Annotated in this window: 24 protein-coding genes and 1 pseudogene; 11 read left to right on the forward strand and 14 right to left on the reverse strand. The window is 70.2% G+C overall.

Annotated elements, in window-relative coordinates; all coding sequences use genetic code 11:
- Nucleotides 1-101: 101 nt before the first annotated feature.
- The 3 genes and pseudogenes from ACQ66R_RS11550 to ACQ66R_RS11560 form a co-directional block, all read right to left on the reverse strand.
- A pseudogene (locus ACQ66R_RS11550) lies at nt 102-206 on the reverse strand (PEPxxWA-CTERM sorting domain-containing protein); the annotation flags it as partial.
- A gap of 535 nt (nt 207-741) precedes the next feature.
- Nucleotides 742-1,962 (reverse strand): CaiB/BaiF CoA transferase family protein, encoded by a 1,221-nt coding sequence (locus ACQ66R_RS11555; protein ID WP_430422089.1) that lies wholly within the window; start codon nt 1,960-1,962, stop codon nt 742-744.
- Between the two features lie 10 nt (nt 1,963-1,972).
- Nucleotides 1,973-2,713: an IclR family transcriptional regulator gene (locus ACQ66R_RS11560; RefSeq protein WP_430422091.1), complete on the reverse strand. Its 741-nt coding sequence runs from the start codon at nt 2,711-2,713 to the stop codon at nt 1,973-1,975.
- Between the two features lie 134 nt (nt 2,714-2,847).
- Between ACQ66R_RS11560 and ACQ66R_RS11565 the strand changes: the two genes are divergently transcribed.
- Genes ACQ66R_RS11565 through ACQ66R_RS11580 form a run of 4 tightly spaced genes read left to right on the forward strand, consistent with a single transcriptional unit; the run spans nt 2,848 to nt 6,384 of the window.
- Nucleotides 2,848-4,014, forward strand: a complete 1,167-nt coding sequence (locus ACQ66R_RS11565) for an acyl-CoA dehydrogenase family protein (RefSeq protein WP_430422092.1) — start codon at nt 2,848-2,850, stop codon at nt 4,012-4,014.
- A gap of 1 nt (nt 4,015) precedes the next feature.
- Entirely contained in the window at nt 4,016-4,798 is a 783-nt protein-coding gene (locus tag ACQ66R_RS11570; protein WP_421937006.1) for an enoyl-CoA hydratase/isomerase family protein, read from the forward strand.
- Complete coding sequence (locus ACQ66R_RS11575) at nt 4,788-5,606, forward strand: hypothetical protein (protein ID WP_430422095.1); 819 nt, start codon at nt 4,788-4,790, stop codon at nt 5,604-5,606. The genes ACQ66R_RS11570 and ACQ66R_RS11575 overlap by 11 nt, the downstream gene beginning before the upstream one ends.
- Before the next feature lie 55 nt (nt 5,607-5,661).
- Complete coding sequence (locus ACQ66R_RS11580; protein WP_430422096.1) at nt 5,662-6,384, forward strand: ankyrin repeat domain-containing protein; 723 nt, start codon at nt 5,662-5,664, stop codon at nt 6,382-6,384.
- Here ACQ66R_RS11580 and ACQ66R_RS11585 read toward each other — a convergent pair.
- Entirely contained in the window at nt 6,378-6,584 is a 207-nt protein-coding gene (locus ACQ66R_RS11585; RefSeq protein ID WP_430422098.1) for a hypothetical protein, read from the reverse strand. The two genes, ACQ66R_RS11580 and ACQ66R_RS11585, sit on opposite strands and share 7 nt — an antisense overlap.
- A gap of 321 nt (nt 6,585-6,905) precedes the next feature.
- On the opposite strand from ACQ66R_RS11585, the gene ACQ66R_RS11590 reads away from it, so the two are divergent.
- Nucleotides 6,906-7,979 (forward strand): helix-turn-helix transcriptional regulator, encoded by a 1,074-nt coding sequence (locus ACQ66R_RS11590; RefSeq protein WP_430422100.1) that lies wholly within the window; start codon nt 6,906-6,908, stop codon nt 7,977-7,979.
- 103 nt (nt 7,980-8,082) lie between these two features.
- Complete coding sequence (locus tag ACQ66R_RS11595; RefSeq protein WP_430422102.1) at nt 8,083-8,874, forward strand: PEPxxWA-CTERM sorting domain-containing protein; 792 nt, start codon at nt 8,083-8,085, stop codon at nt 8,872-8,874.
- 291 nt (nt 8,875-9,165) lie between these two features.
- Here the strand turns inward: ACQ66R_RS11595 and ACQ66R_RS11600 are convergent, their stop codons facing one another.
- The 5 genes from ACQ66R_RS11600 to pgl form a co-directional block, all read right to left on the reverse strand.
- On the reverse strand, nt 9,166-10,512 hold the full coding sequence (locus tag ACQ66R_RS11600; RefSeq protein WP_430422103.1) for an ABC1 kinase family protein: 1,347 nt from the start codon (nt 10,510-10,512) through the stop codon (nt 9,166-9,168).
- 4 nt (nt 10,513-10,516) lie between these two features.
- Entirely contained in the window at nt 10,517-11,011 is a 495-nt protein-coding gene (locus tag ACQ66R_RS11605; protein ID WP_430422105.1) for a DUF427 domain-containing protein, read from the reverse strand.
- Between the two features lie 288 nt (nt 11,012-11,299).
- Complete coding sequence (gene glk, locus ACQ66R_RS11610) at nt 11,300-12,268, reverse strand: glucokinase (protein WP_430422107.1); 969 nt, start codon at nt 12,266-12,268, stop codon at nt 11,300-11,302.
- Nucleotides 12,268-14,085 carry a phosphogluconate dehydratase gene (edd, locus tag ACQ66R_RS11615; RefSeq protein ID WP_430422109.1) on the reverse strand — a complete coding sequence of 606 codons (1,818 nt, stop codon included), beginning with the start codon at nt 14,083-14,085 and terminating at the stop codon, nt 12,268-12,270. Before edd ends, glk begins: the two co-directional genes overlap by 1 nt.
- A 5-nt stretch (nt 14,086-14,090) precedes the next feature.
- A complete protein-coding gene (gene pgl / locus ACQ66R_RS11620; protein ID WP_430422111.1) occupies nt 14,091-14,750 on the reverse strand; it encodes a 6-phosphogluconolactonase in 660 nt (219 codons plus the stop codon).
- 142 nt (nt 14,751-14,892) lie between these two features.
- Here pgl and ACQ66R_RS11625 point away from each other — a divergent pair, with 142 nt between their 5' ends.
- From ACQ66R_RS11625 to ACQ66R_RS11635, 3 genes are all read left to right on the forward strand, one after another.
- Nucleotides 14,893-15,948, forward strand: a complete 1,056-nt coding sequence (locus ACQ66R_RS11625) for a glycosyltransferase family 4 protein (protein ID WP_430422113.1) — start codon at nt 14,893-14,895, stop codon at nt 15,946-15,948.
- A 15-nt stretch (nt 15,949-15,963) separates the two neighbouring features.
- Complete coding sequence (locus ACQ66R_RS11630; protein WP_430422115.1) at nt 15,964-18,123, forward strand: amylo-alpha-1,6-glucosidase; 2,160 nt, start codon at nt 15,964-15,966, stop codon at nt 18,121-18,123.
- 259 nt (nt 18,124-18,382) lie between these two features.
- Nucleotides 18,383-20,272 (forward strand): glycoside hydrolase family 15 protein, encoded by a 1,890-nt coding sequence (locus ACQ66R_RS11635; protein WP_430426271.1) that lies wholly within the window; start codon nt 18,383-18,385, stop codon nt 20,270-20,272.
- Nucleotides 20,273-20,423: 151 nt separating this feature from the next.
- On the opposite strand, the gene ACQ66R_RS11640 is transcribed toward ACQ66R_RS11635, so the two are convergent.
- From ACQ66R_RS11640 to ACQ66R_RS11650, 3 genes are read right to left on the reverse strand one after another with little or no spacing between them, the layout of a single operon-like run.
- A complete protein-coding gene (locus tag ACQ66R_RS11640) occupies nt 20,424-20,639 on the reverse strand; it encodes a YdcH family protein (RefSeq protein WP_430422117.1) in 216 nt (71 codons plus the stop codon).
- 12 nt (nt 20,640-20,651) lie between these two features.
- Entirely contained in the window at nt 20,652-21,095 is a 444-nt protein-coding gene (locus ACQ66R_RS11645) for a TIGR02444 family protein (RefSeq protein ID WP_430422119.1), read from the reverse strand.
- A gap of 1 nt (nt 21,096) precedes the next feature.
- Complete coding sequence (locus ACQ66R_RS11650; RefSeq protein WP_430422121.1) at nt 21,097-21,696, reverse strand: UbiX family flavin prenyltransferase; 600 nt, start codon at nt 21,694-21,696, stop codon at nt 21,097-21,099.
- Between the two features lie 125 nt (nt 21,697-21,821).
- Here ACQ66R_RS11650 and ACQ66R_RS11655 point away from each other — a divergent pair, with 125 nt between their 5' ends.
- Nucleotides 21,822-21,995, forward strand: a complete 174-nt coding sequence (locus ACQ66R_RS11655) for a YdcH family protein (RefSeq protein WP_430422122.1) — start codon at nt 21,822-21,824, stop codon at nt 21,993-21,995.
- 149 nt (nt 21,996-22,144) lie between these two features.
- On the opposite strand, the gene ACQ66R_RS11660 is transcribed toward ACQ66R_RS11655, so the two are convergent.
- Complete coding sequence (locus ACQ66R_RS11660; protein WP_430422124.1) at nt 22,145-22,843, reverse strand: DUF1013 domain-containing protein; 699 nt, start codon at nt 22,841-22,843, stop codon at nt 22,145-22,147.
- Between the two features lie 112 nt (nt 22,844-22,955).
- Nucleotides 22,956-24,737, reverse strand: a complete 1,782-nt coding sequence (locus ACQ66R_RS11665) for a M57 family metalloprotease (protein ID WP_430422126.1) — start codon at nt 24,735-24,737, stop codon at nt 22,956-22,958.
- A gap of 235 nt (nt 24,738-24,972) precedes the next feature.
- On the opposite strand from ACQ66R_RS11665, the gene ACQ66R_RS11670 reads away from it, so the two are divergent.
- The gene (locus ACQ66R_RS11670; protein ID WP_430422128.1) at nt 24,973-25,464 is read left to right on the forward strand and encodes a hypothetical protein; all 492 of its coding nucleotides are present in this window, start codon (nt 24,973-24,975) and stop codon (nt 25,462-25,464) included.
- Nucleotides 25,465-25,467: the final 3 nt, after the last annotated feature.

Raw genomic sequence — 25,467 nt, forward strand, 5'->3', positions numbered from 1 at the left:
TATCCCCGTGGCGAGGCGTCCGCCCGACGGTGAGGGGATAGGTATCATGTCCCCGGCGGCGTAGGGCCGCGGCGTCCGTCCGCCGAGCCAGCGCCAGCGCGTCAGGCCGCAGCAGCCGCCCCCACCCGCCGCCGCAGGCCTGCGCCGGCCAGGCCGAAGCCGGCGATCATCAGGGCCCAGGTGGTGGGCTCCGGGACGGCGGCAACCGTCAGCTCGGCGTTCAGGGGGGGGTTCCGTCGCGGCCCTGGTCGAAGGTGAAGGTTCCCAGCCTGAGCGTCGAGCGCGCCGTCGAGCCGGTGAACAGCTGCTCGCCGAATGCGGCGAACTGGACCCCCCGCTGTCGTCGGCGATCGACAGCCCGCCGCCGGCCGCTTCGCGACCGTGGTCAGGGAGGGCTCGCCGTTCTGAGCCATTCAATCCATGGACGGAGTTTGCCTTGGGGTCCGGCGATCTCAAGGACGGGCCGGAGGCCCGCCGCGGCGCGGCGACGCCCGGCGGGCGTCGTCCTTGACATCGCCGGGCCCCAAGGCTCGCATCAACCGTGGATTTCAGGGCGGGGACTATCCCCGGTGGGGATGGCGGCGCTGACGGAGCGCGGGAGCCGCCCCTGCGGTTGAGGCGCCCTGCCGGCGGCCCGCCCCCTCCACCACTCGCTCTACGGCCTGCGGCCTCGGCGCGTGGTCCCCCTCCCGCCGCTCCGCGGGGGAGGTAAGGCGCGGTGAGGGGGATAGGCCCCCTGCCCTACCCCTCCCCCAACTCGATCCCGAACTCGGCCAGCACCTCGTCGGTGTGTTCGCCCAGCTGGGGCGGGTGGCGGCGGAGGTTGCTGGGGGTTTTGGCGAACTTTACCGGGGGCTTCATGAGGCGGTAGGCGCCGACCTCGGGGTGGTCGTAGGTCTGGAAGAACTCGACGGCCTTGAGGTGGGGGTCGTCGGGGAGGTCGTCGAGCTGGTTGGTCTTCACCACCGGGATCGACAGGGGCTTGAGGATATCCAGCCATTCCTGGGTGGTCTTGGTGGCCGCGGCCTGCTCGATCATGCCGTAGAGCTCACGCGTGTGCTTGGCGCGGGTGGCGTAGTCGGCGAAGCGGGGGTCGTTTTTCACCTGCTCGCCGAAGCCGGCGGCGTCGAAGAACTGGTCCCACTGTTTGTCGGTGTAGGGCAGGAGGCCGATGTAGCCGTCGCGGGTCTTGAACGGCTTGCGGTTGGGATTGACCACGCGCTGGTAGCCCCACTGGCCGGTGGGCGGCTGGAACGTGTGGTCGTAGAGGTGCTCGACCAGGAGGAAGCTGGTCACGCACTCGAACATCGGCACCTCGACGAACTGGCCCTCGCCGGTGCGGGCGCGGTGCAGCAGGGCCGCGGTGACGGCTTGCGACAGGAACAGGCCCGAGACCTTGTCGGCCACCAGGGTGGGCAGGATGCGCGGGGTGGGGTCGCCGTCGGTGCGGGGCAGGATGTCGGCCATGCCCGAGGCCGACTGGATCAGGTCGTCATAGGCCGGCTCGCCCGCGTAGGGGCCATCCGAGCCGTAGCCGGCGGCGTGGACGAAGACGATGTCGGGCTTGATGGCGGCGACGTCCTCGTAGGCGAGGCCCAGGCGCTTCATGCCCTCGTAGCGGACCGACGAGGCGATGACGTCGCAGCCCTTGATGATCTTCGCCAGCGCCCGCTTGCCGGCGGGGGACTTCAGGTCGAGCAGGATCGAGCGCTTGTTGCGGTTGATGGTGAGGAAGATGGGGCCCATGCCCTTGGGGGCGCCCTCGGGCAGGTGGCCGGCCCAGCGCATGATGTCGCCGCCGTCGCCGCGGCCCGAGCCGGGGTCTTCCAGCTTGATCACGTCGGCGCCCTGGTCGGCGAGGATCTGGGTGCCGTAGGCGCCGTTGACGACGCTGGTCAGGTCGAGGATGCGGATGCCGCTCAAGGGGCCGGTGGGCTTGTCGGCGAACGTCCTGGCGGTCATCTCATTCCTCTCACGCGTGTTCCAACCATCGGATCATCGCCTGGAGATCGGCGACGATCGCATCCTTCTTCGCATCGAGGCGCGCGACGGCGCCCGCCACGCCCACGGCCGCGACCCGGCCGAACGGCCCCTTGGGCAGGGCGGCGCCGATCACGCCCACGCCGGGCGAGATGGCGTTTTTCGAGAGCGCGTAGCCGCGGGCCCGCACCTCGCCCACCCGGGCCATCAGTTCCTCGCGCGACTGTACGCCGCCTTCCCCAGCGGCATTGATACGCCGCCGCAGCCGTTCGATCTCGGCGTCGGTCTTACCGGACAGTAGGACCAGGCCCAGGCCCGAGCGGGCCAGGGGCCGGAGCGTGCCGGGCGGGACGCGGACCTGCAGCGGCTCGGCCGAATGGATCAGGTGGACGTACTGGGCGTGGAGGTCGCTCTGGACGGCCAGTATGACCGTCTCGCCGGTCTTCCTGTGGAGGTCCTCCAGGGCCGGGAGCAGCTCGCCGTCGCCGAACAGGGCGTTCGGCACCCAGGCGCCCAGCACCGCGATGCGCATGGTGGGGAAGTAGGTGCGGCGCTCGCGGTCGTAGTCGAGATAGCCCAGCTGGACGAGCGACTTCATCAGCGCCGAGCCCGACGAGGTGGGATAGCCCAGCTCGTCCAGGATCTCCTTCAGCGCCAGGGGCCGCTTGTGGCGCGCGAAGACCTCGAGGATCTCCAGCGCCCGCTGGGCCGACTTGACCGCGCCATCCGCCACGATTCCCAGGTCCCTACGTCAATGGTCCACATATATGGAAATGACATCCACATATGGGCGAAACTCGATGGAGCTAGTATCCCCTTGCGTCGGCCTGTTCAATGGCCCGCAACAACGACAGACGAGGACGCGCCATGGACTTCGAGCTCTCCGAAGAGCACCGCATGCTCAAGGACCTGGTGGCGAAGTTCGTGCGCGACGAGCTGGCGCCGCTGGAAGCCGGGGTGATGCAGCGCGAGGCCGAGGGCAAGGGCATGACCCTGGACCCCGCCGACCACGCCCGCCTGGACGCCCGCGCCCACGAACTGGGGCTGTTCGGCCTGGACGCGCCCGAGGACGTGGGCGGGTCTGACCTGCCGATGCAGGCGATGGTGGGCGTCGAGGAGGAGATGGGGCGGTGCATGACCCCCTACACCCTGCCGCCGGACAGCCCGAACCTGCGGATGCTGATGGCCACGGTGAACGAGCGCCAGCGCGAGGCCTACCTGGCGCCCTATGTGGCGGGGAAGGTCAGCTCGGCCATCGGGATCTCCGAGCCGGGCGCCGGGTCTGACCCGGCCGGTATGACCACCTATGCGGTGCGCGACGGCGACGACTGGGTGATCAACGGCCGGAAGATCTGGATCACGCGAGCCGCAGAATCCGATTTCACGATCCTGATGGCCGTGACCGACAAGGAGAAGGGCGCGCGCGGGGGCATGAGCGCGTTCCTGGTCGACAGGGGCACGCCGGGCTTCAACATCCTGCGGCGGATCCCGATGCTGGGCGGGCAGTACAGCTACGAGATCGCGCTGGAGGACTGCCGGGTCGAGGGCTGGAAGCTGCTGGGCCAGGAGGGCCAGGGCTTCGCGCCGATGCAGGTGCGGCTGGGCACGCGGCGGATCCAGATGGCGGCCTGGTCGGTGGGCATGGCGCAGCGGGCGCTGGACATGGTCATCGAGTACGCCCCGCAGCGGAAGACGTTCGGGCTGCCGCTTTCCGAGCGCCAGGCGATCCAGTTCTGGGTGGCCGAGGCGGCGACCAAGATCCACGCCACGCGGCTGATGACCTACGACTGCGCCTGGAAGCTGGACAACGGGCGTGACGTGCGCTCCGAGATCAGCATGATCAAGTGGTTCGCCACCGAGATGGCGTACGAGACCGTGGACCGCGCCATGCAGGCGTTCGGCGCCATGGGTATGACCAAGGAACTACCGCTGCAGCTGATGCAGGCGAAGCTGCGGACGATGCGAATCTACGATGGCCCCACCGAGGTGCATAAGTGGGTCGTGGCCAGAAACCTGTTGGGGACGAGACGGTAAGATGAAGACGCAGTTCGGCGACCATGTGAGCGTCGCGCTCAACGGCAATGTGGCGGTGGTGACCCTGAACCGGGGGCCCCACAACTTCGTCTCGGTCGACTTCATGCGCGACCTGGCCGACGCCTGCGACGCGGTCGACGCCAACCCCGACGCCCGGGCCATCGTGCTGCAGTCCGAGGGCAAGAGCTTCTCGGCCGGGGCCGATTTCAGCTCGTCGACCGACGCGGTGGCCTCGGGCATGGAGGGGATCAACGCCCTCTACGTCGAGGCCGTGCGGCTCTATTCCGTGGCGACGCCGATTGTGGCGGCGGTGCAGGGCGCGGCGATCGGCGCGGGCCTGGGCCTGGCGCTGGTGGCCGACTTCCGGGTGGTGAGCCCCGAGGCGCGGTTCTCGGCCAACTTCGTGAAGCTGGGCTTCCACCCCGGCTTCGGCATCACCTACGCCCTGCCCCGGATCGTCGGCGAGCAGAAGGCGGCGCTGCTGATGCTGACCGGCCGCCGGGTGAAGGGCGACGAGGCGCTGGCCATGGGCCTGGCCGACGAGCTGGTCCCGGCCGAAGACCTGCGCGCCGCGGCTCTGCGCCTGGCCGCCGAGATCGCCGAGAACGCGCCCCTGGCCGTGGTCGAGACCCGCAAGACCCTGCGCGAGGGCCTGGCCGCCGCGATCAAGGCGCGGACCGACATCGAGCACACCAAGCAGAGCGTGCTGCGCGCCACCGAGGACTTCCAGGAGGGCGTCCGCTCGGTGGCCGAGCGCCGGCCCGGGAACTTCGTTGGGCGCTAGGGCCGCCCTGATCCTCGCGGCGGCGCTGGCGGCGACGCCGGCGCTGGCGGAGGACAAGCCGACCGTGGCGGTGCGCACCCGCGCCGACGCGGTGGGCGACGTCTACCGGTTCCAGTCGGACAGCCGCTATGCCGAGAACGCTCTCCAGGGCCACGCCACCCAGACCAACAGCCAGGTCTTCGAGGTCCAGGTGCTGGGGGTGTCGGGCGACGGACTGCGCCTGCGCTACACCCTGAAGGAGGCCAGCCTCACCGACAGCTCGGGGCCGGCCATGGCCACGGCGCTGAAGGCGCTGGTGGGCGTGCCGCTGGAGTTCCGGGTGCGGGGCGACGGCATGATCGCCGGCCTCGACAACTGGGAAGACTTCAAGACCCGCGTGCTGGCCGCGGTGGACGCCGGCCTCCCGCCCGGCGACCCCATCCGCAACACCTACCACCAGCGCTTCGCCCAGGAGCCCATCAACGCGGCCGAGGACATGGTGCTGGCCGACGTGCGCCTTATGGCGGTGATGGAGCCGCGGGGCGCCGCCCCGCTGGGCATGTCGGAGGTGGTCGACAACCGCCGCCGCCCGCCGGGCCGCGCCATGTCGGACATCACGGTCAGCAAGCCCGGCTGCTCGGTGCGGGTCGTCCGCATCAGCGCCTCGCGCACGCCGGGCGTGATCCAGGACCTGACCACCGAGGCCCAGATCTCGATCCGCGACGGCCGCACCCTGACGCTCACCCAGCGCCGCGCCGACAAGGCCGGCGGCGACTCGAGCGAGGAACAGGTGACGATCAGGCGGCTGTCGCCCGCGCCGGGGTGCTGAGGCAGCTTCCAAGACTGGCCACATAAGGGTGCGGGGCGCGATGAGGGGAAGATGGATGATGCTCTGGCCGATTGTCGCCGCCGCCGCGCTAGCAGGAGCCTGGGGAACAGCGAGCACGGGTCAGACGCCGATTGGCGGATCGCCCCGTTGCGTCGCGCCGGCCGCGGACAAGGATTTTGCGTGGCGGTCCGCATCCGTGCCGGACGGCCAGCGCGACGGGCCCGCTGCGCCACTGTTCAAGGCCGTGATCGATGGGGACCTGGATGGCCTCAAGAGGCTGCTGGAGCAGGGCCAATCGCCCAACCAGCCGTTGCGTCCGGGCGGCTGGTCCGCGCTGATGGTGGCCGCGCAGCTCAACTGCGACGATGCGGTCAAGTTGCTGATAAATCATGGCTCTGAGGTCAACTATGTCGCCGATGGTGACCGTCGCGCCACGGCGCTCGATATCGCGCTGACCTATGGGGCGCCGCGCGGCAACCTCGCCATCTTCTACGCGCTGCTCGACCAGGGCGCGGACATGACCATGAAGAAATCCAACGGCCGCGACGTTGTGATTCACGCCGCCGTGATCGGGCAAATGGAGCTGGTCAACGAACTGCTCGATCGCGGCTATCGGGGCGACCTGCCGCAACTGTTGCAGACGCTTGAAATCATATTGGTGGATAGAGAGACCGAGCCTTTCAGACGAAAGGCGATCGCGAGGGTGAAGGGGCTGCTCAAGGCGCCAAAGGCCGAGGGCAAGTCGGGACAGGAAACAGGGGCACGCACCCCTCAGTAGACCTCGACCAGCGAAGTCGTGGGCATCCTCGCGCCGGGGTGCTGAGCCTGAAAGCGCGGTGGCGCGTCGGCCTCGCTTGAATCGACCACGAACAACACGAACCACACGAACGAGATTGCACCGGCAGGCCACGCGAGCATCAGGCTCCGTTCGCGTGGTTCGTGGTCAAACGATACAGCGCCTGCGGCGCGCACGATCACGGCCGCTTCTGGCGCTAGAGCTTACCGACGGCGCCGATCAGGCGGTTGTCGCCCGCGCCGGGCTGCTGAGGCAGCGCCACCTCCACCGCCCACCGGGTCGCACAGCGACCCGGCGCTTCTTCGCCTCGCCCGCCTGCAAGCGGGCGGTCCCCCTCCCCCGCAAGCGGGTGAGGAACTTGAGCAAGATCGCCCAAGCCGCCGGTTTGCCGCCTAGCCTGCGCGCGTTCGACAGGCCGACCGGGTTATCCAGCCGGTGCGCGGCTTTCCGGCGAGCACGAATCCCCTGCAGAACGGCGCTCAGTTCGAGTGGCGGGGGGTGGCGTGGGTATGGTGGACATCGACGAGATCTACGACGCGGCGTTCGACCGTGAGCGGTTTGAGCCCCTGCTGCGCAAGATCCTCACCGCGATGGGCGCGCAGGCGGGGTTCCTGGCCTGGGTGGATATGAAGCGCCAGGCGCGGTTCGAGGTCCAGTTCGGGAACGATCCGGCCTACCTGCAGAGCTACGCCGAAACCTATGCGCAGCACGACATCCTGCAGCCGACCCTGCAGGCGGCGCCGGAGGGGGTTGTTATGCACGCCTTCGAGGTCCTGCAGTCGCCGGAGGTGCGTGAAAGCCGGTTCTATCGCGAGTGGCTGGCGCCCCAGGGCGTCGTCGACAACCTGGCGGTCAACCTGATCAAGCGCGAGCAGATGTTTGCCCCCATGGCCATCCTGCGGACCGGCGACGCACCGCCCTTCAACGCCGAGGATGTCGCCCGCCTGGAGTCGATCGTTCCGCACCTGAAACGCGCGGTCCACGTGCAGAGCCGGCTGGTCCATCAGGCGAACCTGGTGGGCGGCTACCAGCGGATCACCAGCGGCGCACGTAACGGCCTGGTCCTGCTGGACGACAAGCTTCGTGTGCTGGACGTCGATCGTGCGACCCAGCGCCTGACCGGCCTTCAGGCCGAGCAGGTCCTCGGCGGTTCGGCGTTCGAGAAGGCGCTGCTGTCCACCGTGCGTGATGCGGCGCCGGTGGCGGTCGACGTCACGCCGCAGGACGAAGAGAGCCTGACCCTGCTGTGCGTGGCTCAGCCGCTGGAACGGGACGGGTTCGGCGATTTCGCGGGCGGATCGGGCGTGGTCGCCCATGCGATCCACGTCCTGCGCGTCGATCAGCCGGCCACCATCGCCTTCGCCAGCATGGCCGACCGCTATGGGCTGACGCCGACCGAGGTGCGGGTCATGGCCGACGCCTTCGCGCACGCGGACCTGACCGAGCTGGGCGACCGCCTGGGCATGGCGCGGGCCACCGCGCGGACGCACCTGCACCGCATCTACGACAAGACCGGCGTCCAGGGGTTCGCCGGCCTGGCCCTGCTGGCGCATCGGTTCGCGGTGCCGATCGCCTGAGCTCCTCGCGGAGTAAACAAAAGGTGGACGCTTCGCCGCCAGGACTTCGATAGGCCTTGATCCCGACCGCGCCGGCCTGGCGCGAGGGTTAGGGGTGCTTTTGATGAAACTGGCTTTTATTGCCGCCGCCGCGCTCGCCGTGGCCACGCCGGCGTTCGCCGCGACCACGACCTTCTCGGACAGCGCGATGCTGCTGAGCAACTACACGATTACGACGCATGTTCCGTCGTCCGCCTTCACCACCGACGTGGTCCAGGCGCCGCAGGGTCAGAACGACGACTCGTCGCTGGGGACGATCTACATCGCGACCGGCTCGACGACGCCGACCCCGCGTTTCCGGGCGCTGGGCGTCGACTACACCTACGATCCGTCGGCCCTCGGGGCGATCAGCACGATCGACGCCTCGTTGGATCAGCTCGTGGCGCTCTTCTACAATGGGCCGCGGTTGGACACGGGAACGTCGAACCTGCAGATCCGCCTGCTGGCCCAGCAGGACGGGCAGCTCTACCGCACCCGCGTCGTGACCGATGTCTTCGCGACCCCGGAGGTGTGGAAATCGACGTCTGTCGCCGGCCTCACGTCGGCCGATTTCCTCAAGCTCGACCCGAACGATCCGTTCGCCACGGCCAGCGGGACGGGCCTCGACTTCGCCGGGAGCGTGATCCGCTTCGGGTTCGAGATCGCGCCCTTCGGCGTGCAGCTCATCGGGGGCGGTCCGTCCACGGGCACGACCGTGTCCTACCACTTCGTCGACAACCTGAAGATCACGCTGAACACGCGCGATCCGGGGGCTCCCGTCGGCGGGGTGCCCGAGCCTTCGACCTGGGCGATGATGATCCTGGGCTTCGGCCTGGCCGGAACGGTCGTGCGCCGTCGCCGGATGGCGCTGGCCTGACATCAGACGGTTGTCGTCCGCGCCGGGGGGCTGACCCAGGCGCGGGTGGCGCGTCAGCGCCGTCAAGCGGTTGTCGCCGCGTCGGCTGCTGAGGCAGCGCCCCCTCCACCGCCCACCGGGTCGCACAGCGACCCGGCGCTTCTTCGCCTCGCCCGCCCGCAAGCGGGCGGGTCCCCCTCCCCCGCAAGCGGGTGAGGAACTGGAGCGACAAGTTCCTCCCCCATGCCAACGGGGGAGGGGGACCGCGAAGCGGTGGAGGGGGCGCTGGGTCCTGTCGCCGCTCCGGCTGTTTCAGCTGGCAGGCGGGCCGAGCCAGGGTTCGACGGTTTTGTGGATGTCGATGCGGGCCTTGAGGCGGGCGGCCAGGAGGGCGGTGCCGCTGATCTTGCGCTGGACGAACAGGATGTCGGTGGGCGGGAGATGCCAGGCGGCGGAGTCGGCGGCGATCTCGGCGCCGCGGCCGCGCAGGGCCTCGACGAAGCGGCGATCGCCGAAGTCGAAAAGCCCGGGGCGGCTGAGCTCGCCCTGGATCACATCGATGATCTGGTCGACGGCGCCGCCATGGCGCGCCACGACGGCCTGGCCCAGGAACCCGGCCGCCAGGGCCGCGTCCCGCACCGCGGCGCGGTCGCCCGAGAGCGTGGCGCGCAGCAGGTCGCGGTAGCCCGCCGCCGTCTGCGGCGCGACATCCCGCGCGGCGCCGAAATCGAGCAGGACCAGCCGCCCCGAACCGGGCTGGACGCGATAGTTGCCGAAGTTGGGATCGGTCTGCATCACGCCGAACTCGAACAGCTCGCGCAGGACCACCCGGATCAGCGTCTGCATCGTCGCGTTCCGGACCTCCTGGGTCGCGGTCTCGAGCGACTCGATGGGCCGGCCTTCCAGGAAGGTCATGGCCAGCACGCCGGTCGTGGTCAGATCCGGATCGAGGGTGGGGACGATCACCTCGGGCATGTCGGCGAGGAGCGCGCCCAGCCGCGTCATCTGCCGGCCCTCACGCTCGTAGTCGGCTTCTTCGGCGAGCTGGCGCTTGGCCTCGCCCAGCAACGGCGCGATGTCGAAGCCCTTCGGCAGGACGCCCGACACCTTCAGCAGGGTGGCGACATTGTCGACGTCGGCGTCGATGCTCTCGCGGACGCCAGGATACTGGACCTTGATGGCCAGCTTGCGCCCGTCGCGGGCGACCGCGCGGTGCACCTGGCCGATGGAGGCGGCGGCGACGGAGCGAAGATCGAAGTTGAGGAACCGCCCGCGCCAGTCCGGTCCCCATTCGCGGGCGAGAACCTGCTGCAGTTGGGCCGCGGGCATGTGCTGGGCGTTGTCGCGCAGCCGCGCCAGGATCGCCGACAGCTCGGCCGGGAGCAGGTCGCCGGCGTCCATCGAGATCATCTGGCCCAGCTTCATCGCCGCGCCGCGCAGGTGCGCCAGGCGGTCGGCGACCTTGCCGACATTGGCTGGGGTCAGCAGCATGTCGCGCAGCTGGGGCCGCTCGCCAGCGGCGATCCGGCGGCCGCCCTCCGCGATCATGCCGCCCGCGACGGATCCGGCCAACCGTCCGAACTGGCCCAGCCGCGACAGCCGGCCCCGGGGAACCTGGCGGCCGGGCGGGCCGGGGCGATCGGTGGGGTCGTCGCTCACGGCCTCACCACCCCAGACTGCCGGGACCGCCCTTGAAGGGCCCCGCGACCTTCGAGGTGATCCAGCCGCCGTAGAAGCCGCCGGGCTGGGGCGTGACGGTCTCGTCGTCGACGCTGCAGCGGTCGAAGGGCGCGGCGTAGAAGGCGACGTGGTCGCGCAGGATCGCGAACGGCGGCGTCGGGTCGGGATAGCTCCAGCCGACGCGGCGCAGCACCCGCTCGCCGATCACCACATCCCAGTAGATCGCGTGGCCCTTCCACTCGCAAAAGGAGCTGCCGGCCGCGGGCCGTAGGCAGCCCGGGGCGATGTCGGACGGCGGGATGTAGTAGCTGGGCGGATGGCTGGTCTCCAGGGTGCGGACCGCCGCGCGGGTGTCGGCCAGCACCACGCCGCCATGCTCGATGACCACATGGGCCGGGGTGAGCTCGGCCCGCGCCGGACGCGGATAGGCCCAGACGCTTTCCTGGCCGGGGGCCGGGGTGTCGGGGGCGGGCCTCACGCGCCGGGCCTGAAGGCGGAGGATGGCCGGGCGGTGTGCGACGGGATCATGCCGTGGATATAGGCTGCGGATCGGCGATGTCACGGACGGCCGCGCTTCCGTAGCGGCTGAACGCACACGCTGCATGCCTGGGGGCGCGGTGGCGCGCTAGCGCCGCCTGAATCGACCACGAACCATACGAACCACACGAACGGTGCCTGATGCTCGCGGGCCGCATGTGGGTTCCATCGCGTTCGTGGGGTTCGTGTGGTTCGTGGTCAAACGATACAGCGCCTGCGGCGCGCACGATCAGAGCCGCTCCAGCAGCTCCAGCTCGCGCGCGGCGCCGACGATGGCCGGGTAGGGGTGGACGACCAGGTAGGTCGGAATGGCGCTGAGGTAGTCCGACATGCGGCCCTTGCCCTCGAAGCGCGCGCGGAAGGCGCCGGTGTTCAGGCGCTCGGCGATGCGCGGGGCGATGCCGCCCGAGACGAAGACGCCGCCGCGGGCGCCGAAGGTGAGGGCCAGGTCGCCGGCCACCGCGCCCAGAATCAGCACGAAGCGGTCGAGGGTCTCGGAGGCCAGCGGGTCGCCCGCCAGGCCCTTGGCCGTCACCGCCGCCTCGTCGGGCAGGGTGGGCGCGACGCCCTTCAGGTCGCACAGGATCGTGTAGAGGTCGTACAGGCCCTGGCCCGACAGGATGCGTTCGATGGAGACGCGGCCGTACTTGGCGGCCAGCCGTTTCCAGACCTCGACCTCGACATCGTCCGAAGGGGCGAACGAGGCGTGGCCGCCTTCGGTGGGGATCGGCACGTCGCCGCGGTCGCTGCGGGCCAGACCGGCCACGCCGAAGCCGGTGCCGGCGCCCAGCGCCACCATCGGACATTCGTGCGAGCCCTTCGGCAGGGTCGGGCCCAGCACCTTCAGGTCCTGGCCCTCCAGCAGCGGGCAGGCCAGCGCCTGGGCGGCGAAGTCGTTGATCAGCGCGATCGCCTCGAACTCGAAGTGGGCCAGGAGCTCGCCCTCGGACACCACCCAGTCGAGGTTGGTGAACTCGATCTCGCCGTCCACCACCGGCCCGGCCACGGCCAGCACCGCCCGCGGCGGGCGCTTGCGGGCGGTCGTCTCGATGTACTCGGCGATGATGTCGGTGAGGCTCGCGTAGTCCTTGCACGGGAAAGTGCGCGGATTGCGGATATGACCCTGGACGTCGGTGAGCGCCAGGCGCGCGTTGGTGCCGCCGACATCGCCGACCAGCCCCGTCCACTGCGATCGCATCAGGCGGCCTCGAACAGGGCGCACGCGCCGGCGTCGGCGGGGCCGGCGGCGCGGCGCATCCAGCCGAACAGCTCGCGGCCGTAGCCGTGATCCTGGCCCAGGTTGGGGCGGCGCGCCCGCTCGCGGCCCATCAGCTCGCGGGGCTCGACGTGGATCTCCAGCGTCCCGGCCTCGGCGTCGAGGCGGATCACGTCGCCGGTGCGCACATAGGCCAGCGGGCCGCCGACCGCGGCCTCGGGCGTCACGTGGATCGCCGCCGGCACCTTGCCGCTGGCGCCGCTCATCCGGCCGTCGGTGACCAGGGCCACCTTGAACCCCTTGTCCTGCAGCACCCCCAGCGGCGGCGTCAGCGAATGCAGCTCGGGCATGCCGTTGGCCTGGGGACCCTGGAAGCGGACGACGGCGATGAAGTCGCGCTCCAGCTCGCCGCGCTTGTGGGCGGCCAAGAGGTCGTCCTGGTCCTCGAAGACGATGCAGGGCGCCTCGACGATGCGGTTGGCCGGCTTGACCGCCGATGTCTTGATGACGCCGCGGCCCAGGCCGCCGGTCACCAGCCGCATGCCGCCCTCGGCCTCGAAGGCGTCGTCGGCCGGGCGCAGGATGTCGCGGTTGAGGCTGACGGACGTGCCCTCGCGCCAGACCAGCTTGCCGCCGTCGAGGAACGGCTCCTGCTGGTAGCGGCGCAGGCCCTTGCCGGCGACCGTGTGGACGTCGTCGTGGACCAGTCCGTGATCCAGCAGGGTGCGGGTGACGAAGCTCATGCCGCCGGCGGCGTGGAAGGCGTTCACGTCCTCGGACCCGTTCGGATAGACCCGCGCGATCAGCGGGGTGACGTGGCTGAGGTCGTTCATGTCCTCCCAGGTGATGAGCAGGCCCGCGGCCCGCGCCATCGCCAGGATGTGCAGCGTGTGGTTGGTCGAGCCGCCGGTGGCCAGCAGGCCGGCGATGGCGTTGACCATGCTCTTCGCGTCGATCACCGCCGAGAAGGGCGTGTAGTCGTTGCCGCCGTCGCGGATCTCGACCGCGCGCCTGGGGGCCGCGGCGGTGAGCGCATCGCGCAGCGGGGTGTTGGGGCTCACGAAGGCGGCGCCCGGCAGGTGCAGGCCGGTCATCTCCATCATCATCTGGTTGGAGTTGGCGGTGCCGTAGAAGGTGCAGGTGCCCGGCCCGTGGTAGCTCTTCATCTCGCTGTCGAGCAGCTCTTCGCGGGTGGCCTTGCCCTCGGCGTAGAGGCCGCGGACGCGGGCCTTCTCGGCGTTGGAGATGCCGCTGGTCATGGGCCCGCCCGGCACGAAGATCGTCGGCAGGTGGCCGAAGGCGGCGGCGCCGATGAACAGGCCCGGCACGATCTTGTCGCAGATGCCCAGCATCAGGGCCGCGTCGAAGGCGTCGTGGGTCAGCGCCACGGCGGTCGACATGGCGATGACGTCGCGGCTGAACAGGCTGAGCTCCATGCCCGGGCGGCCCTGGGTGACGCCGTCGCACATGGCCGGCACGCCGCCGGCGAACTGGGCCGTGGCCTTCACCTCGTGGGCGGCGGCGCGGATGACATCGGGGAAGCGCTCGTACGGCTGATGGGCCGAGAGCATGTCGTTGTACGACGAGACGATGGCGATGTTGGGCGCGGTGGGGTCGCGCATCCGCTGCTTGTCGCCGTCGGGCGAGGCGGCGAAGGCGTGGGCCCAGTTGGCGCAGCTGAGCTTGCCGCGGCCGGGGCCGGCCTGGCGGGCGGCGTCCATGCGTTCGAGATAGTCGGCGCGCGTCTCGCGACTGCGCTCGGCGATCCGCGCGGTGACCTCGGCGGTGACAGGATGCATGAGCTTCAACCTCCGTCGGGGGTCCAGAAGATGCAGATGGACGTCTTGGCTTGCGCGATCAGCCGGCCCACCGGCAGGTCTTCGCCCGCCAGCGCCCGCTGAACGACCCCGCGCTTAGTCTCCCCCGCGACCAAAAGGAAGATGGCCCGCGCATCGAGCAATGCGCTGAGGGTGAGCGTGATGCGGGGCACGGGCGGCTTGCCCAGGCCGGCGGGCACGGGGCGGGTGGGCTCGGCCGTGGTCATGGCGTCCTCGAGGCCGGGGTCGCCGGGGATCAGCGAGGCGATGTGGCCGTCCTCGCCCATGCCCAGCATGACGACGTCGAACGGCCGCAGCGCCGCCAGCGCGGCAGGGTAGGGCTCGGGCCACAGGGGCAGCAGGTGGGCCTTCGCGCCGGGCCCCGTCAGCAGCCGCTCGCGGACCAGCTTCTGGTTCGCGGCCGGATCGTCGGCGGGCACGCAGCGCTCGTCCGAGAGGGTGACGTTGACCCGGCTCCAGTCCGGCCCGCCCTTGGCCAGCCGATCGTAGATCGCCCCGGGCGAGCGGCCGCCGGTGCCCACCAGCGACGCGCGGCTGCGCAGGCCGATCGCCTCGGCCAGAAGGCCGGCGATCGCGCCGGCCGCGGCGTCGGCCAGGGCCTCGGGAGTGGGGTAAGTCTCGATCATGCGCGCCTCATAACGCGCAGCCGCGCCGTGTGGCGCCAGATTCCGCGCGCGGGAGGGAACTTCCGCCGCAGCCCCGCGTCTCACTTCCCGGATGTCAGGCGCCGCGTCGGGGACGTGGGCGTCGTGCCAGGGAGTTTTGTGAATGCGTATCGCTCAGGTCGCCCCGCTGTACGAAGCCGTGCCGCCCAAGCTGTACGGCGGCACCGAGCGGGTGGTGGCGCACCTGACCGACGCGCTGGTGGCCCTGGGCCATGACGTCACCCTGTTCGCCAGCGCCGAGGCGCAAACAAACGCCACCCTGGCCCCGGTACGCGACCAGGCCATCCGCCTGGACCCCGCGCCGCTGAAGTCGGACCTCGCCGCGCATCTGCACCAGCTGGCCGAGGTGCGGGCGCGGGCCGCCGAGTTCGACGTGATCCACTTCCACACCGACATGATCCAGTTCCCGATGTTCGAGGAGATGGCGGGGCGCACGCTGACCACCCTGCACGGGCGGCTGGACCTGAAGGACCTGGCCAACGTCTACGCCCGCTGGCCGCAGTTCCCGCTGGTCTCGATCAGCGACAACCAGCGCCTGCCCCTGCCCGGCGCCAACTGGGCCGCCACCGTGCACCACGGGATGAGCGCCGAGCTCTATCGCTTCAACCCGGTCGGCGAAGGTTATCTGGCCTTCCTGGGCCGCATCTCCCCCGAGAAGCGGCCCGACCGCGCCATCGCCATCGCCACAGCGGCGGGCCGCCGTCTGCGCATGGCGGCCAAGGTGGACAACGCCGACCGCGCGTACTTCGAGGCCGAGATCGAGCCGCTGATGGCCGATCCGCTGGTCGAGTTCGTGGGCGAGATCGGCGACGGGCAGAAGTCGGCCTTCCTGGGCGGCGCGGACGCCCTGCTCTTCCCCATCGACTGGCCCGAGCCGTTCGGCCTGGTGATGATCGAGGCCATGGCCTGCGGCACGCCGGTGATCTCCTGGGAGAACGGGTCGGTGCCTGAGGTGATCGAGGACGGCCTCACCGGCTTCATCGTCCGTTCGGAGGCCGAAGCCGCGCGGGCCATCGAACGGCTGCCGACGCTGAACCGTCGCGCCATCCGCGACCGCTTCGAGGAGCGCTTCTCGGCGATCGCCATGGCCTATCGCTATGTCGAGATCTACGAGCGCCTGCGCCTGGCCAACGATGAACCCATGACGGAGGCCGCCTGACCGGTCGGCGAACCCATGAACGACCTGGCGCCTGAACATGCCGCCCCCGTCGAGTGGGGCGAGATCGAGGAACCCCGCGTTCCCCAGCGGCTGTATGCGCTGAAGGATCGCGATACCTTCATCGTGGCCGACAGCCATGGCGATATCGTGGGCGCGGCCGACGGCCTGTTCCACGACGACACCCGCATCCTGTCGCGCTGGGAGCTCACCCTGGGCGGCCGCGCGCCCACCCTGCTGTCGGGCGCGGTGAGCCAGGACAACGTCTATTTCACCAGCCATGGCCTGAACCGGGCGATCCCGGCGCCGGCCGGACCGGCCGGCCCGCCCGGCGTGGTGCACATCGAGCGCAAGCGCTTCCTCTGGGACGAGCGTCTGTACGAGCGCATCCGGCTGACCAACTACGCCCCCGAAGTGATGGAACTGCCGCTGATGTTCCAGTTCGCGGCGGACTTCCGCGACATGTTCGAAGTGCGTGGCGCGCGGCGCCGGGGCCGCGGGGAGCTGTTCGCGCCCCAGGTGCTGAGCCAGTCGGTCTGCTTCCGCTATAAGGGCCTCGATGGCGTGGGCCGGACCAGCGTGGTGGCGTTTTCCGAGACCCCGGACGTCATCGCCGCGGGCGAGGCCTCGTTCCGCATGGCCATCGACGCCGAGCAGTGCCGCGAGATCTATGTGGAAGTGGGCGACGAGGGGACCGAGCCGCCGTCGCGGGCGCGCTTCCGCGCCGCCGCCGCGCGGGCTCGCTTCGCCATGCGCGAACGGCGCCGGCAGGGCGCGCGGATCACCACCAACGGCCGGCTGTTCAACGCCTGGCTCGACAAGTCGCGCTCGGACCTGGCGCTGCTGACCACGCCGATGCCGACGGGGCCCTACCCGTACGCGGGCATCCCCTGGTTCTCGACCTGCTTCGGCCGCGACGGGATCATCACCGCCTGGCAAATCCTGTGGTTCGAGCCGGTGCTGGCTAAGGGGGTGCTGTCGTACCTGGCGTCATGGCAGGCGCAGGAGACCTCGGCGTTCCGCGACTCCGAGCCCGGCAAGATCATGCACGAGACCCGGCGCGGCGAGATGGCCGCCTTAGGCGAGGTGCCCTTCGGCCGCTACTACGGCGGGGTCGACACGACGCCGCTGTTCGTGGCCCTGGCCGGCGCCTACGCCCAGCGCACGAGCGACTACGCCCAGATCGACCAGTGGTGGCCGGCGCTGGAGCGGGCGGCCGGCTGGCTGGTGATGATGGCCGAGCGGCACCCCCTGGGCCTGATCGCCTACGCGCGGGCGATGGACGGTGGGCTGGTGAACCAGGGCTGGAAGGACTCGGGTGATTCCATCTTCCACGCCGACGGACGCTTCCCCGAGGGCCCGGTGGCGCTGGTCGAGGTGCAGGGCTACGCCTACGCGGCGTATCGGACGATGGCCGACCTCACGGCGCGGCGCGGCGACAACGCCGCGGCCGAAGCCTGGAGCGCGCGGGCGCAGCATCTGCGGCAGGTGGTCGAGGAACGCTTCTGGATGGACGAGGCCGGCTTCTACGGCATCGCGCTGGACGGCCAGAACGAGCTCTGCCGGGTGATGGCGTCGAACCCCGGCCACCTGCTGTTGACCGGCCTGCCCCGCGCCGACCGGGCGCAGCAGATGGCCGAGCGGATGTTCAGCGCGGACTTCTTCTCGGGCTGGGGCCTGCGGACGCTGGCGGTGCACGAGCCGCGCTACAACCCGATGAGCTATCACAACGGCTCGGTGTGGCCGCACGACACGGCGGTGGCGGCGCTGGGGCTGTCCTACTACGGGGAGCGCGGAGAGCGTGGTGAAGCTGACGGCGGCCTTGTTCGAAGCGGCAGGTCCCAGCTGGACATGCGCCTGCCCGAGCTGTTCTGCGGCTTCCCCCGCGCGGCCGGCGAGCCGCCGGTGGCCTATCCGGTGGCGTGTCTGCCGCAGGCCTGGGCGGCGGGGTCGGTGTTCATGCTGCTGCAGGCGTGCCTGGGCCTTTCGATCGACGCCGAGTGCTCGCAGGTGGAGGTGCGCGACCCCGTCCTGCCCACCGGCATCGACCAGCTCAGCATCCGCGACCTGCGCATCGGCGACGGCGCCATCGACCTCACCTTCGAACGCATCGGCTCCCGCGTGGCCGTCCACTCCAACAGCCGCGGCCCCAGCCTGCGGGTGCGGTACGGCGGATAGGCGCGAACGCCTCGGCCGCGTGGGCGCGTCAGCGCAGCAGATTGGAACCACGGAAAACACAGAAGGCCACGGAAGGCGGGTTCAGGCGCGGAGCGCTTTCCGTGTCCTTCCGTGTTTTCCGTGGTTCCAGATGACGGCGCCTGCGGCGCAGCCGCGGCTGACCCTGCGGAGCCAACGTCCGTCGGCTGCGTTTCCTTCGTCGGGCAGCCGACCTTGGCGGGGCGCGGCGGCTGGATCGTGAGCTTTGCGGAGGAACACCCTGACCCAGTCCCTGGACCTGTTCCCCATCGGCAACTGCGCCGCCAGCGCCCTGATCGACCGCGCCGGCCGCTATGTGTGGGCCTGTGTGCCGCGGGTTGACGGCGACCCGTTCTTTTCCGGCCTGCTCAGTGGCAAGGCCGCCGAAGCCGAGGACGCCACGGGCGTCTGGGCCATCGAGGTGGAGGGCGCGACCGAGACCACCCAGGCCTATCTGCGCAACACGCCGATCCTGCGGACCGAGATCGTCAACGCCGACGGCGCGGCCGTGGAGATCATCGACTTCTCGCCGCGCTACCGTCACCTGGGGCGGCAGTACCGGCCGCTGGCGTTCGTGCGGATCGTGCGGCCGCTGCGGGGCGCGCCGCGCATCCGCATCCGGCTGCGGCCGACGATGACCTACGGCGAGCGGCCCTGCCCCACCACGGCCGGGTCGAACCACATCCGCTACACCAGCGACGAGACCACCCTGCGGCTGACCACCGACGCGCCGGTGAGCCACATCCTGGAGGAGCGCCCGTTCCGGCTGGAGGAGCCCATCGGCCTGTTCCTGGGCCCCGACGAGGGGCTGGACGCCGACGTCTCGACCACGGCGGCGCGCATGCTGCGCGAGACCACCGACTACTGGCGCGGCTGGGTGCGCACCCTGTCAGTGCCGCTGGAGTGGCAGGAGGCGGTGATCCGCGCGGCGATCACGCTGAAGCTGTGCGCCTACGAGGAGACCGGCGCCATCGTGGCGGCGCTGACCACCTCGCTGCCCGAGCATGAGGCCGCCGCCGGCGCCGGCCGCAACTGGGACTACCGCTACTGCTGGCTGCGCGACGCGTACTACGTGGTCCAGGCGCTGAACCGGCTGGGCGCGGCCGACATGCTGGAGAACTACCTCGTCTACCTGCGCAACCTGGTGGACCTGGCCAACCGCGGCGACATGCGGCCCGGCGCGCCGGCGTCGGCGCAGCCCGAGCTGCCGGGGCTGGCGCCGGGCAAGCCCGCCAACGGCCGGGCGGGCCATGTGCAGCCGGTCTACGGCGTGGGGCTGGAGCCCGTGCTGACCGAATGGACCGCCCCGCACCTGCCGGGCTATCGCGGCATCGGGCCGGTCCGTGTGGGCAACCAGGCGCACGAGCACCTGCAGCACGACGTCTACGGCCAGATCGTGTTGTCGACCGTGCAGGCGTTCTTCGACGAGCGCCTGCTGCGACCGGCCAACGCCGACGACTTCCGGGCCCTGGAGCCGATCGGCGAGCGGGCCTTCGAACTGCACGACAAGCCCGACGCCAGCCTCTGGGAGTTCCGGGGCCGCGAGGCGGTGCACACCTATTCGTCGGTGATGTGCTGGGCGGCCTGCGACCGGTTGGGCAATGCGGCGGGCCGTCTCGGGTTGGCCGACCGGGCCGAGTACTGGAACGCCCGCGCCGCCCAGGTGCGCCAGACCATCGAGACCCGCGCCTGGAACGCGGCGGAGGGCCGCTTCGCCGCGACCTTCGAGGGCGATGAGCTGGACGCCTCGCTGCTGCAGCTGGTGGACGTGCGCTTCCTGCCGGCCGACGACCCGCGGATGGCCGCGACCATGGCGGCGGTGGAGAAGGGCCTGCGGCGCGGTCCCTACATGCTGCGCTATGCCATCCCCGACGACTTCGGCCTGCCGAAGACGGCGTTCAACTTCTGCACCTTCTGGCTGATCGAGGCGCTGCACCTGTCGGGCCGCACGGCTGAGGCGCGGCAGCTGTTCGAGGAGATGCTGGGCCGGCGGACGCGGGCGGGGCTGCTGTCGGAGGACATCTCGCTGGACGGGCAGGAACTGTGGGGCAACTACCCGCAGACCTACTCGCTGGTCGGCCTGATCAACTGCGCCAACCTGCTGTCGAAAAGCTGGCAAAGCATCCGGTAATCCTTCCCTCCCTTGATGGGGAGGGACAGGCCGCGCCCGCGGCCAGGGTGAGGCAGTGGGGGTCGGAGTGCTGAGGGCGGGAGGATCGCGACTCCCCCACCCTGATCGCCTTTGGCGATCTGTCCCTCCCCACAAGGGGGAGGGAAGCCGCTCACGCGATGATGTCGGGGTTGAGGTAGTGCTCGATGCGGGCCAGTTCGTCTTTCAGGGCCAACTTCTTGCGCTTGAGGCGGCCGATGATGACGAGGTCGGGCACCGGGCTGGCGGCCAGGGCCTGGATGGCGGCGTCCAGGTCGGCGTGATCCTGGCTCAGGTCCTTCCAGCGGGCCTCGAGGGCCTCTTCGGTGAAGGTCGAGTAGTCGATCATGTACGCCATGTCCTAAGCGAGCGCGGCGGCGAGTTCGGCCAGCGCGTCGGCGGGCGCGGGCTTGTCCCACGCCTGCGAGGCGGCTTCCAGGGCTTCCAGCGCGTGCGCCCCGCCTTGGCCGTGCGACAGATCAGCCAGGGTCTCCAGCAGCAGGCGCTCGGCCGCCAGTTCGAGGCCCTTGACCTCCTCGCGGAGGCTGAGCCGGGCGTCGTCGTCGAACGGCGGCAGGGGCGGCTTCAGGGCGCGGCGAACCTCGCGCAGCGGCTTCAGCGCCGTGGCGTCCCAGGCCCGGGCGGCCTCGGCGGCGCGGGCCAGCAGGACGGGGTCCTTGGTCTCGGCGTAGACGGCCCACAGCAGCAGCGAGGTGTTCTGGCCGTGGTCATCCTGCAGCCTGAGGCAGGCGTCGGGCACGCCGGGCTGGGCATACGCCCTGAGCGCCCATTCCCAGATCGACATCTCAGGCCCCGCCTTTCACGGGGCCCACGTCGAGGCCCCAACGTTTCACCGGCTTCCAGGCCAGGCCGAACAGGTCGAGCGCGCGGCCCACCGACTGGTCCACCATCTCCTCCAGCGACTGGGGCTTGGCGTAGAAGGCCGGCAGCGGCGGCGCGATGACGGCCCCCATCTCGGTCAGCTTCACCATGGTGCGCAGGTGGCCCAGGTGCAGCGGCGTCTCGCGCACCATCAGCACCAGCGGCCGGCGTTCCTTCAGGGTGACGTCGGCGGCGCGGGTCAGCAGTGAGGCCGTCACGCCGGTGGCGATCTCGCTCATCGTGCGCACCGAGCACGGCGCGACGATCATGCCGAGGGTCTGGAACGAGCCGGAAGCGATGGACGCGCCCACGTCGCCCGCCTTGTGCGCCACGTCGGCGCGGGCCTGGACGTCGGCGACCGAAAGCTCGGTCTCCTGGTCCAGGGTCAGCGCGGACGAGCGGCTCATCACGAGGTGGCTCTCGACGCCCAGCTCGCGGCACGCGTCCAGCGCGCGCAGGCCGTAGGCGACCCCGGACGCGCCCGAGATGGCCACGATCAGGCGCGACTTTTCCGAGTTGGCCATACGAGAACTACCGACCCCCGACGCGATCTGGTTCCAGCGGAACCGCGTGCAAACATATGTGATCTGACAGCGGCGGGAAGCGGGTGTTCACTTAGGCGCTGTCCAACTGCGAGGAGGCACTACGCATGGCGCTAGATGCCCGGATCCGTGAACTCGGATCCCGTCACCAGTCCCTGGAACAGGCCATCCAGGACGAGATGAGACGGCCATCTGCCGACGACATCAAACTCAAGGAACTCAAGCGACAGAAGCTGAGGCTGAAGGAAGAGATCGAGACCCTTCGCGGCCACATGCATTAGGGCGCATCCCTCCCCCTGGGGAGGGTGGCGAGCGAAGCGAGACGGGTGGGGATGTGTGGATCATCCCCAGTGTCCGCGCTTATCCGTGACTTCCCCACCCTGCTCGCCGTTGGCGAGCTGTCCCTCCCCGCAGGGGAGGGAAGACCTCGCTAGTCCTCGTCGCCGTCTTCGTCGTCGTGATCGGCGAAGACCGACGCGGCGGTGTGCGTGCGGTGATCCTCGTGATCGTCCTCGGGCTCCTCGACGGGCGCGCCGGTCTCGGCCGCCGGGCGCAGGGTGGCGCCCTCGGGCTCGACGATCCCCTTGCGGGCGTCGTCCTTGGCCTTCTTGTCGGCGGCCTTACGCACCACGGCGTCCAGCTCGAGCTGGGTGGCGAGGCCCAGGGTCACGGGATCGACCGGCTTGATCTGGGCCGAGTTCCAGTGCTGGCGGTTGCGCACCTGGTCGATGGTGGCCTTGGTGGTGCCCAGCAGGCGGGCGACCTGGCTGTCGGCCACTTCCGGGTGGTTGCGGATGAACCAGGCGATGGCGTCCGGGCGGTCCTGGCGACGCGACACCGGCGTGTAGCGCGGCGACTTCTTGACCGGCTTCAGCAGCTCGGCGTGCCGGCTCTTCTGGGCCTTCATCCGGTAGCTGGGGTTCTTCTCGGCCGCGTCGAGCTCGTCGCGCGACAGCTGGCCGTTGGCGATCGGGTCGGCGCCGCGGATGTCGCGCGCCACTTCGCCGTCGGCGATCCCCTTCACCTCGAGCGGGTGCAGAACACAGAAATCGGCGATCTGCTCGAAGGTGAGCGAGGTGTTGTCCACCAGCCAGACGGCGGTCGCCTTGGGCATCAGGATCTGGGTCATGTTTGGACCTTGGAGTCGTGTCTCGAAAACGAAGGCGCCCGGCCTTTCGGCCGGGCGGTGGGTTTCTTTCTATAGGCCGGATAACGCCGACTGAAAACGGGATTTCTCGCCGCTAGCCGATGATCACCCAGCCGTCGCCCAGCGCGCTCATCTGGACGCCCACCAGGATCACCTGGTCGCTGGCCCCGCCCAGGGTCAGCACGGTGTCGGCGCCCACCTGGGCCACGGTGTAGGTCGTCCCCACGTCCAGCAGAACGCGGTCGCCCTCCGCGAAATTGAAGTCGGTGATGCGGTCGATGTCGGCGCCGGTGAAGCTGTGGAACAGGTCGGCGCCGGCGCCGCCGGCCATGGTGTCGTTCCCACGGTCGCCCGAGACATAGTCGGCTCCGGCGTCGCCCATCAGGCTATCGGCGCCCTGGCCGCCGCGCAGGGTGTCGGCCCCCTCGCCGCCGATCAGGACGTCGTCGCCCAGGTTGCCGTAGACGAGGTCGGTCCCCTCGTTGCCGTAGAGGACGTCGTTGTCCTTGCCGCCCACGACCCAGTCGTCGCCGCCGCCGCCGAAGGCGGTGTCGTTGCCCATGTTGCCGTTGATGTCGTCGAACGACGCGCCGCCGAGGATGGAGTCGGCGCCCTCGTCGCCGCGCAGATAGCCCGAGCCCGATCCGCCATCGATGGTGTCATTGCCCGCGCCGGCCGCGACCCGGTCGGCGCCGGGGCCGCCGTCGATCGAATTGTCCACCGCATTGCCGTTGATGGTGTCGGCGCCGAAGCCGCCGATGGCGTTCTCGATCTTCGCGCCCTGGGCCACGGCCACGTTGCCCACCAGCGCGCCGACGTTGGAGAAGAAGCCCTCGCGCAGGTCGATGGTCTGGTTCTGGGAGTAGCCCGAGAAGTCGAAGGTGTCGTTGCCGCCGGCGTCCCAGACCGCGAACACGACCCGCGACGAGCTGTTCGCGATCGCGAACCATGCCCGCTCGGCGTTCGAGTTGAAGCCGTAGGTGGTGTCGCCCGTGCGGGTCGACATGTTGGCGCCATACTCGATCTGGATGGCCCGGATGTCGTCCATCTGCGGCGCGGCCGGGAACGTTGTCCCGTAGCTGGCGCCGGTGTTGGTCGCCGAGAAGTAGCTCATCACCGTGTACTGGCGGCTGTCCTCGAAATACTCGGCGTCGGCCGCATAGGTGATGACCGTGTCCTCGTCGGCGTTGTAGTCGCCGGGGTGCGCGAGCCCGATGGCGTGGCCGATCTCATGCAGCAGCACCTGCATGCCCTGGTTGTTCACGACCGGGAACGAATTGGTCCCAACGGTCAGGTTCACCCACACGTCCCCGCTGCTCTCGGACCGGCCGGGATAGAAGGCGAAGGCCGAGGAGCCCTTGGCGCCGTCGGTATAGTTGGCCAGCAGGATCTGGGCGGCGTTGGAATAGGCGTCCTCGCCGGTGTCGCCGAAGCCCACCCGCTGGAACCGGATGTTCGCCGCGTCGGACCAGCCCTGCATCGCAAGCTCGGTGGCCGCGATCTGGGCCGCGTTGAAGCGCTGGAAGCCGCTGGTGTCAGACGGCATCTGGGTCGGCTCGGACGCCCGGAACGCGTAGGTGACGGTGTAGGCTTGGCCCGCCACGCCGCCCCATCCGGGATAGGGCTGCATGGTGACGGGATCGAACCCGGTCATCTGCAGGCCGGCGCGGTCGCTCGTGAAGCTGGGCTTGCCGTTGGCCGTCGGTCCGGCGCGCTCGTCGGCGTTCAGGTAGGACTCGAAGGGCGGCGCGCCTGTTTCGACGACGATGGCCGCGCCGGCGCACAGCGGGCAGCTGCAGGCCGCGCCATCGGCGGCGAAGGCGCGGACGGCCAGGTCGGTTTCGGTCAGGGACGCGGGACTGGACTCGCTGGGCATTTCCACACTCTAGGTCTACCCATCCCCTTCAATTCCTTAAGGGAACGGGTGAATCCGCACCACGCGGACCCCGTGCGGCCGTGACGCGCACGTGTTGAAGATACGCCCGGCCCGCAATCACGGATTTGCCGACAGTGCCGCACTTTCCGCAGAACGGCTAGATGAGCCGCCCTTCCCCCGCTTTCGCAGCGCGTGGGCGCGGCGTAGGCTGCCCGCGGAACGGCTGGCGAGGCCCATGACCGCGGACGGCAGCGATCCCAAGGCGGACGGACGGGTGCTGGGCGCCCTGAAAGCCTGGCTGCCGGTCGTCACGGTGGCCGCCGGGGGCGTCTGGGCCGTGTTCGTCTATTTCGACGGGCGGGAGCCGCCGGCCAAGGCGCCCGCCGCGACGGCTCCGGCGACCGCGTCCCCCGTCACGGCCATCCCGGCCAACCCCGACGTCGACAAGCGCAAGTTCGCGATCTTCACCGAGGCCTCGCAGGTCGCCTCGACCCTGGCCAACACCCCCGTGGGCACGCCCGCCTGGGCGACCGCCGAGGCGCGGTTCTGGCAGCTCTACTGGGGCGAGATGTCGATCTACGAGAAGGGCGCCGTCGAGGACCGCATGGTCAAGTTCGGCAATGCGCTGAAGGCCCACAAGGCCGCGCCCAGCGACGATACCGCCGGCGACCTGCAGCTGGCGTCGCTGAGGCTGGGGCGGGCGTTACGGGACGAGCTAAGCCCTTGAGCC

It is taken from the genome of Phenylobacterium sp., assembly GCF_965284355.1.
Lineage (GTDB): Bacteria > Pseudomonadota > Alphaproteobacteria > Caulobacterales > Caulobacteraceae > Phenylobacterium.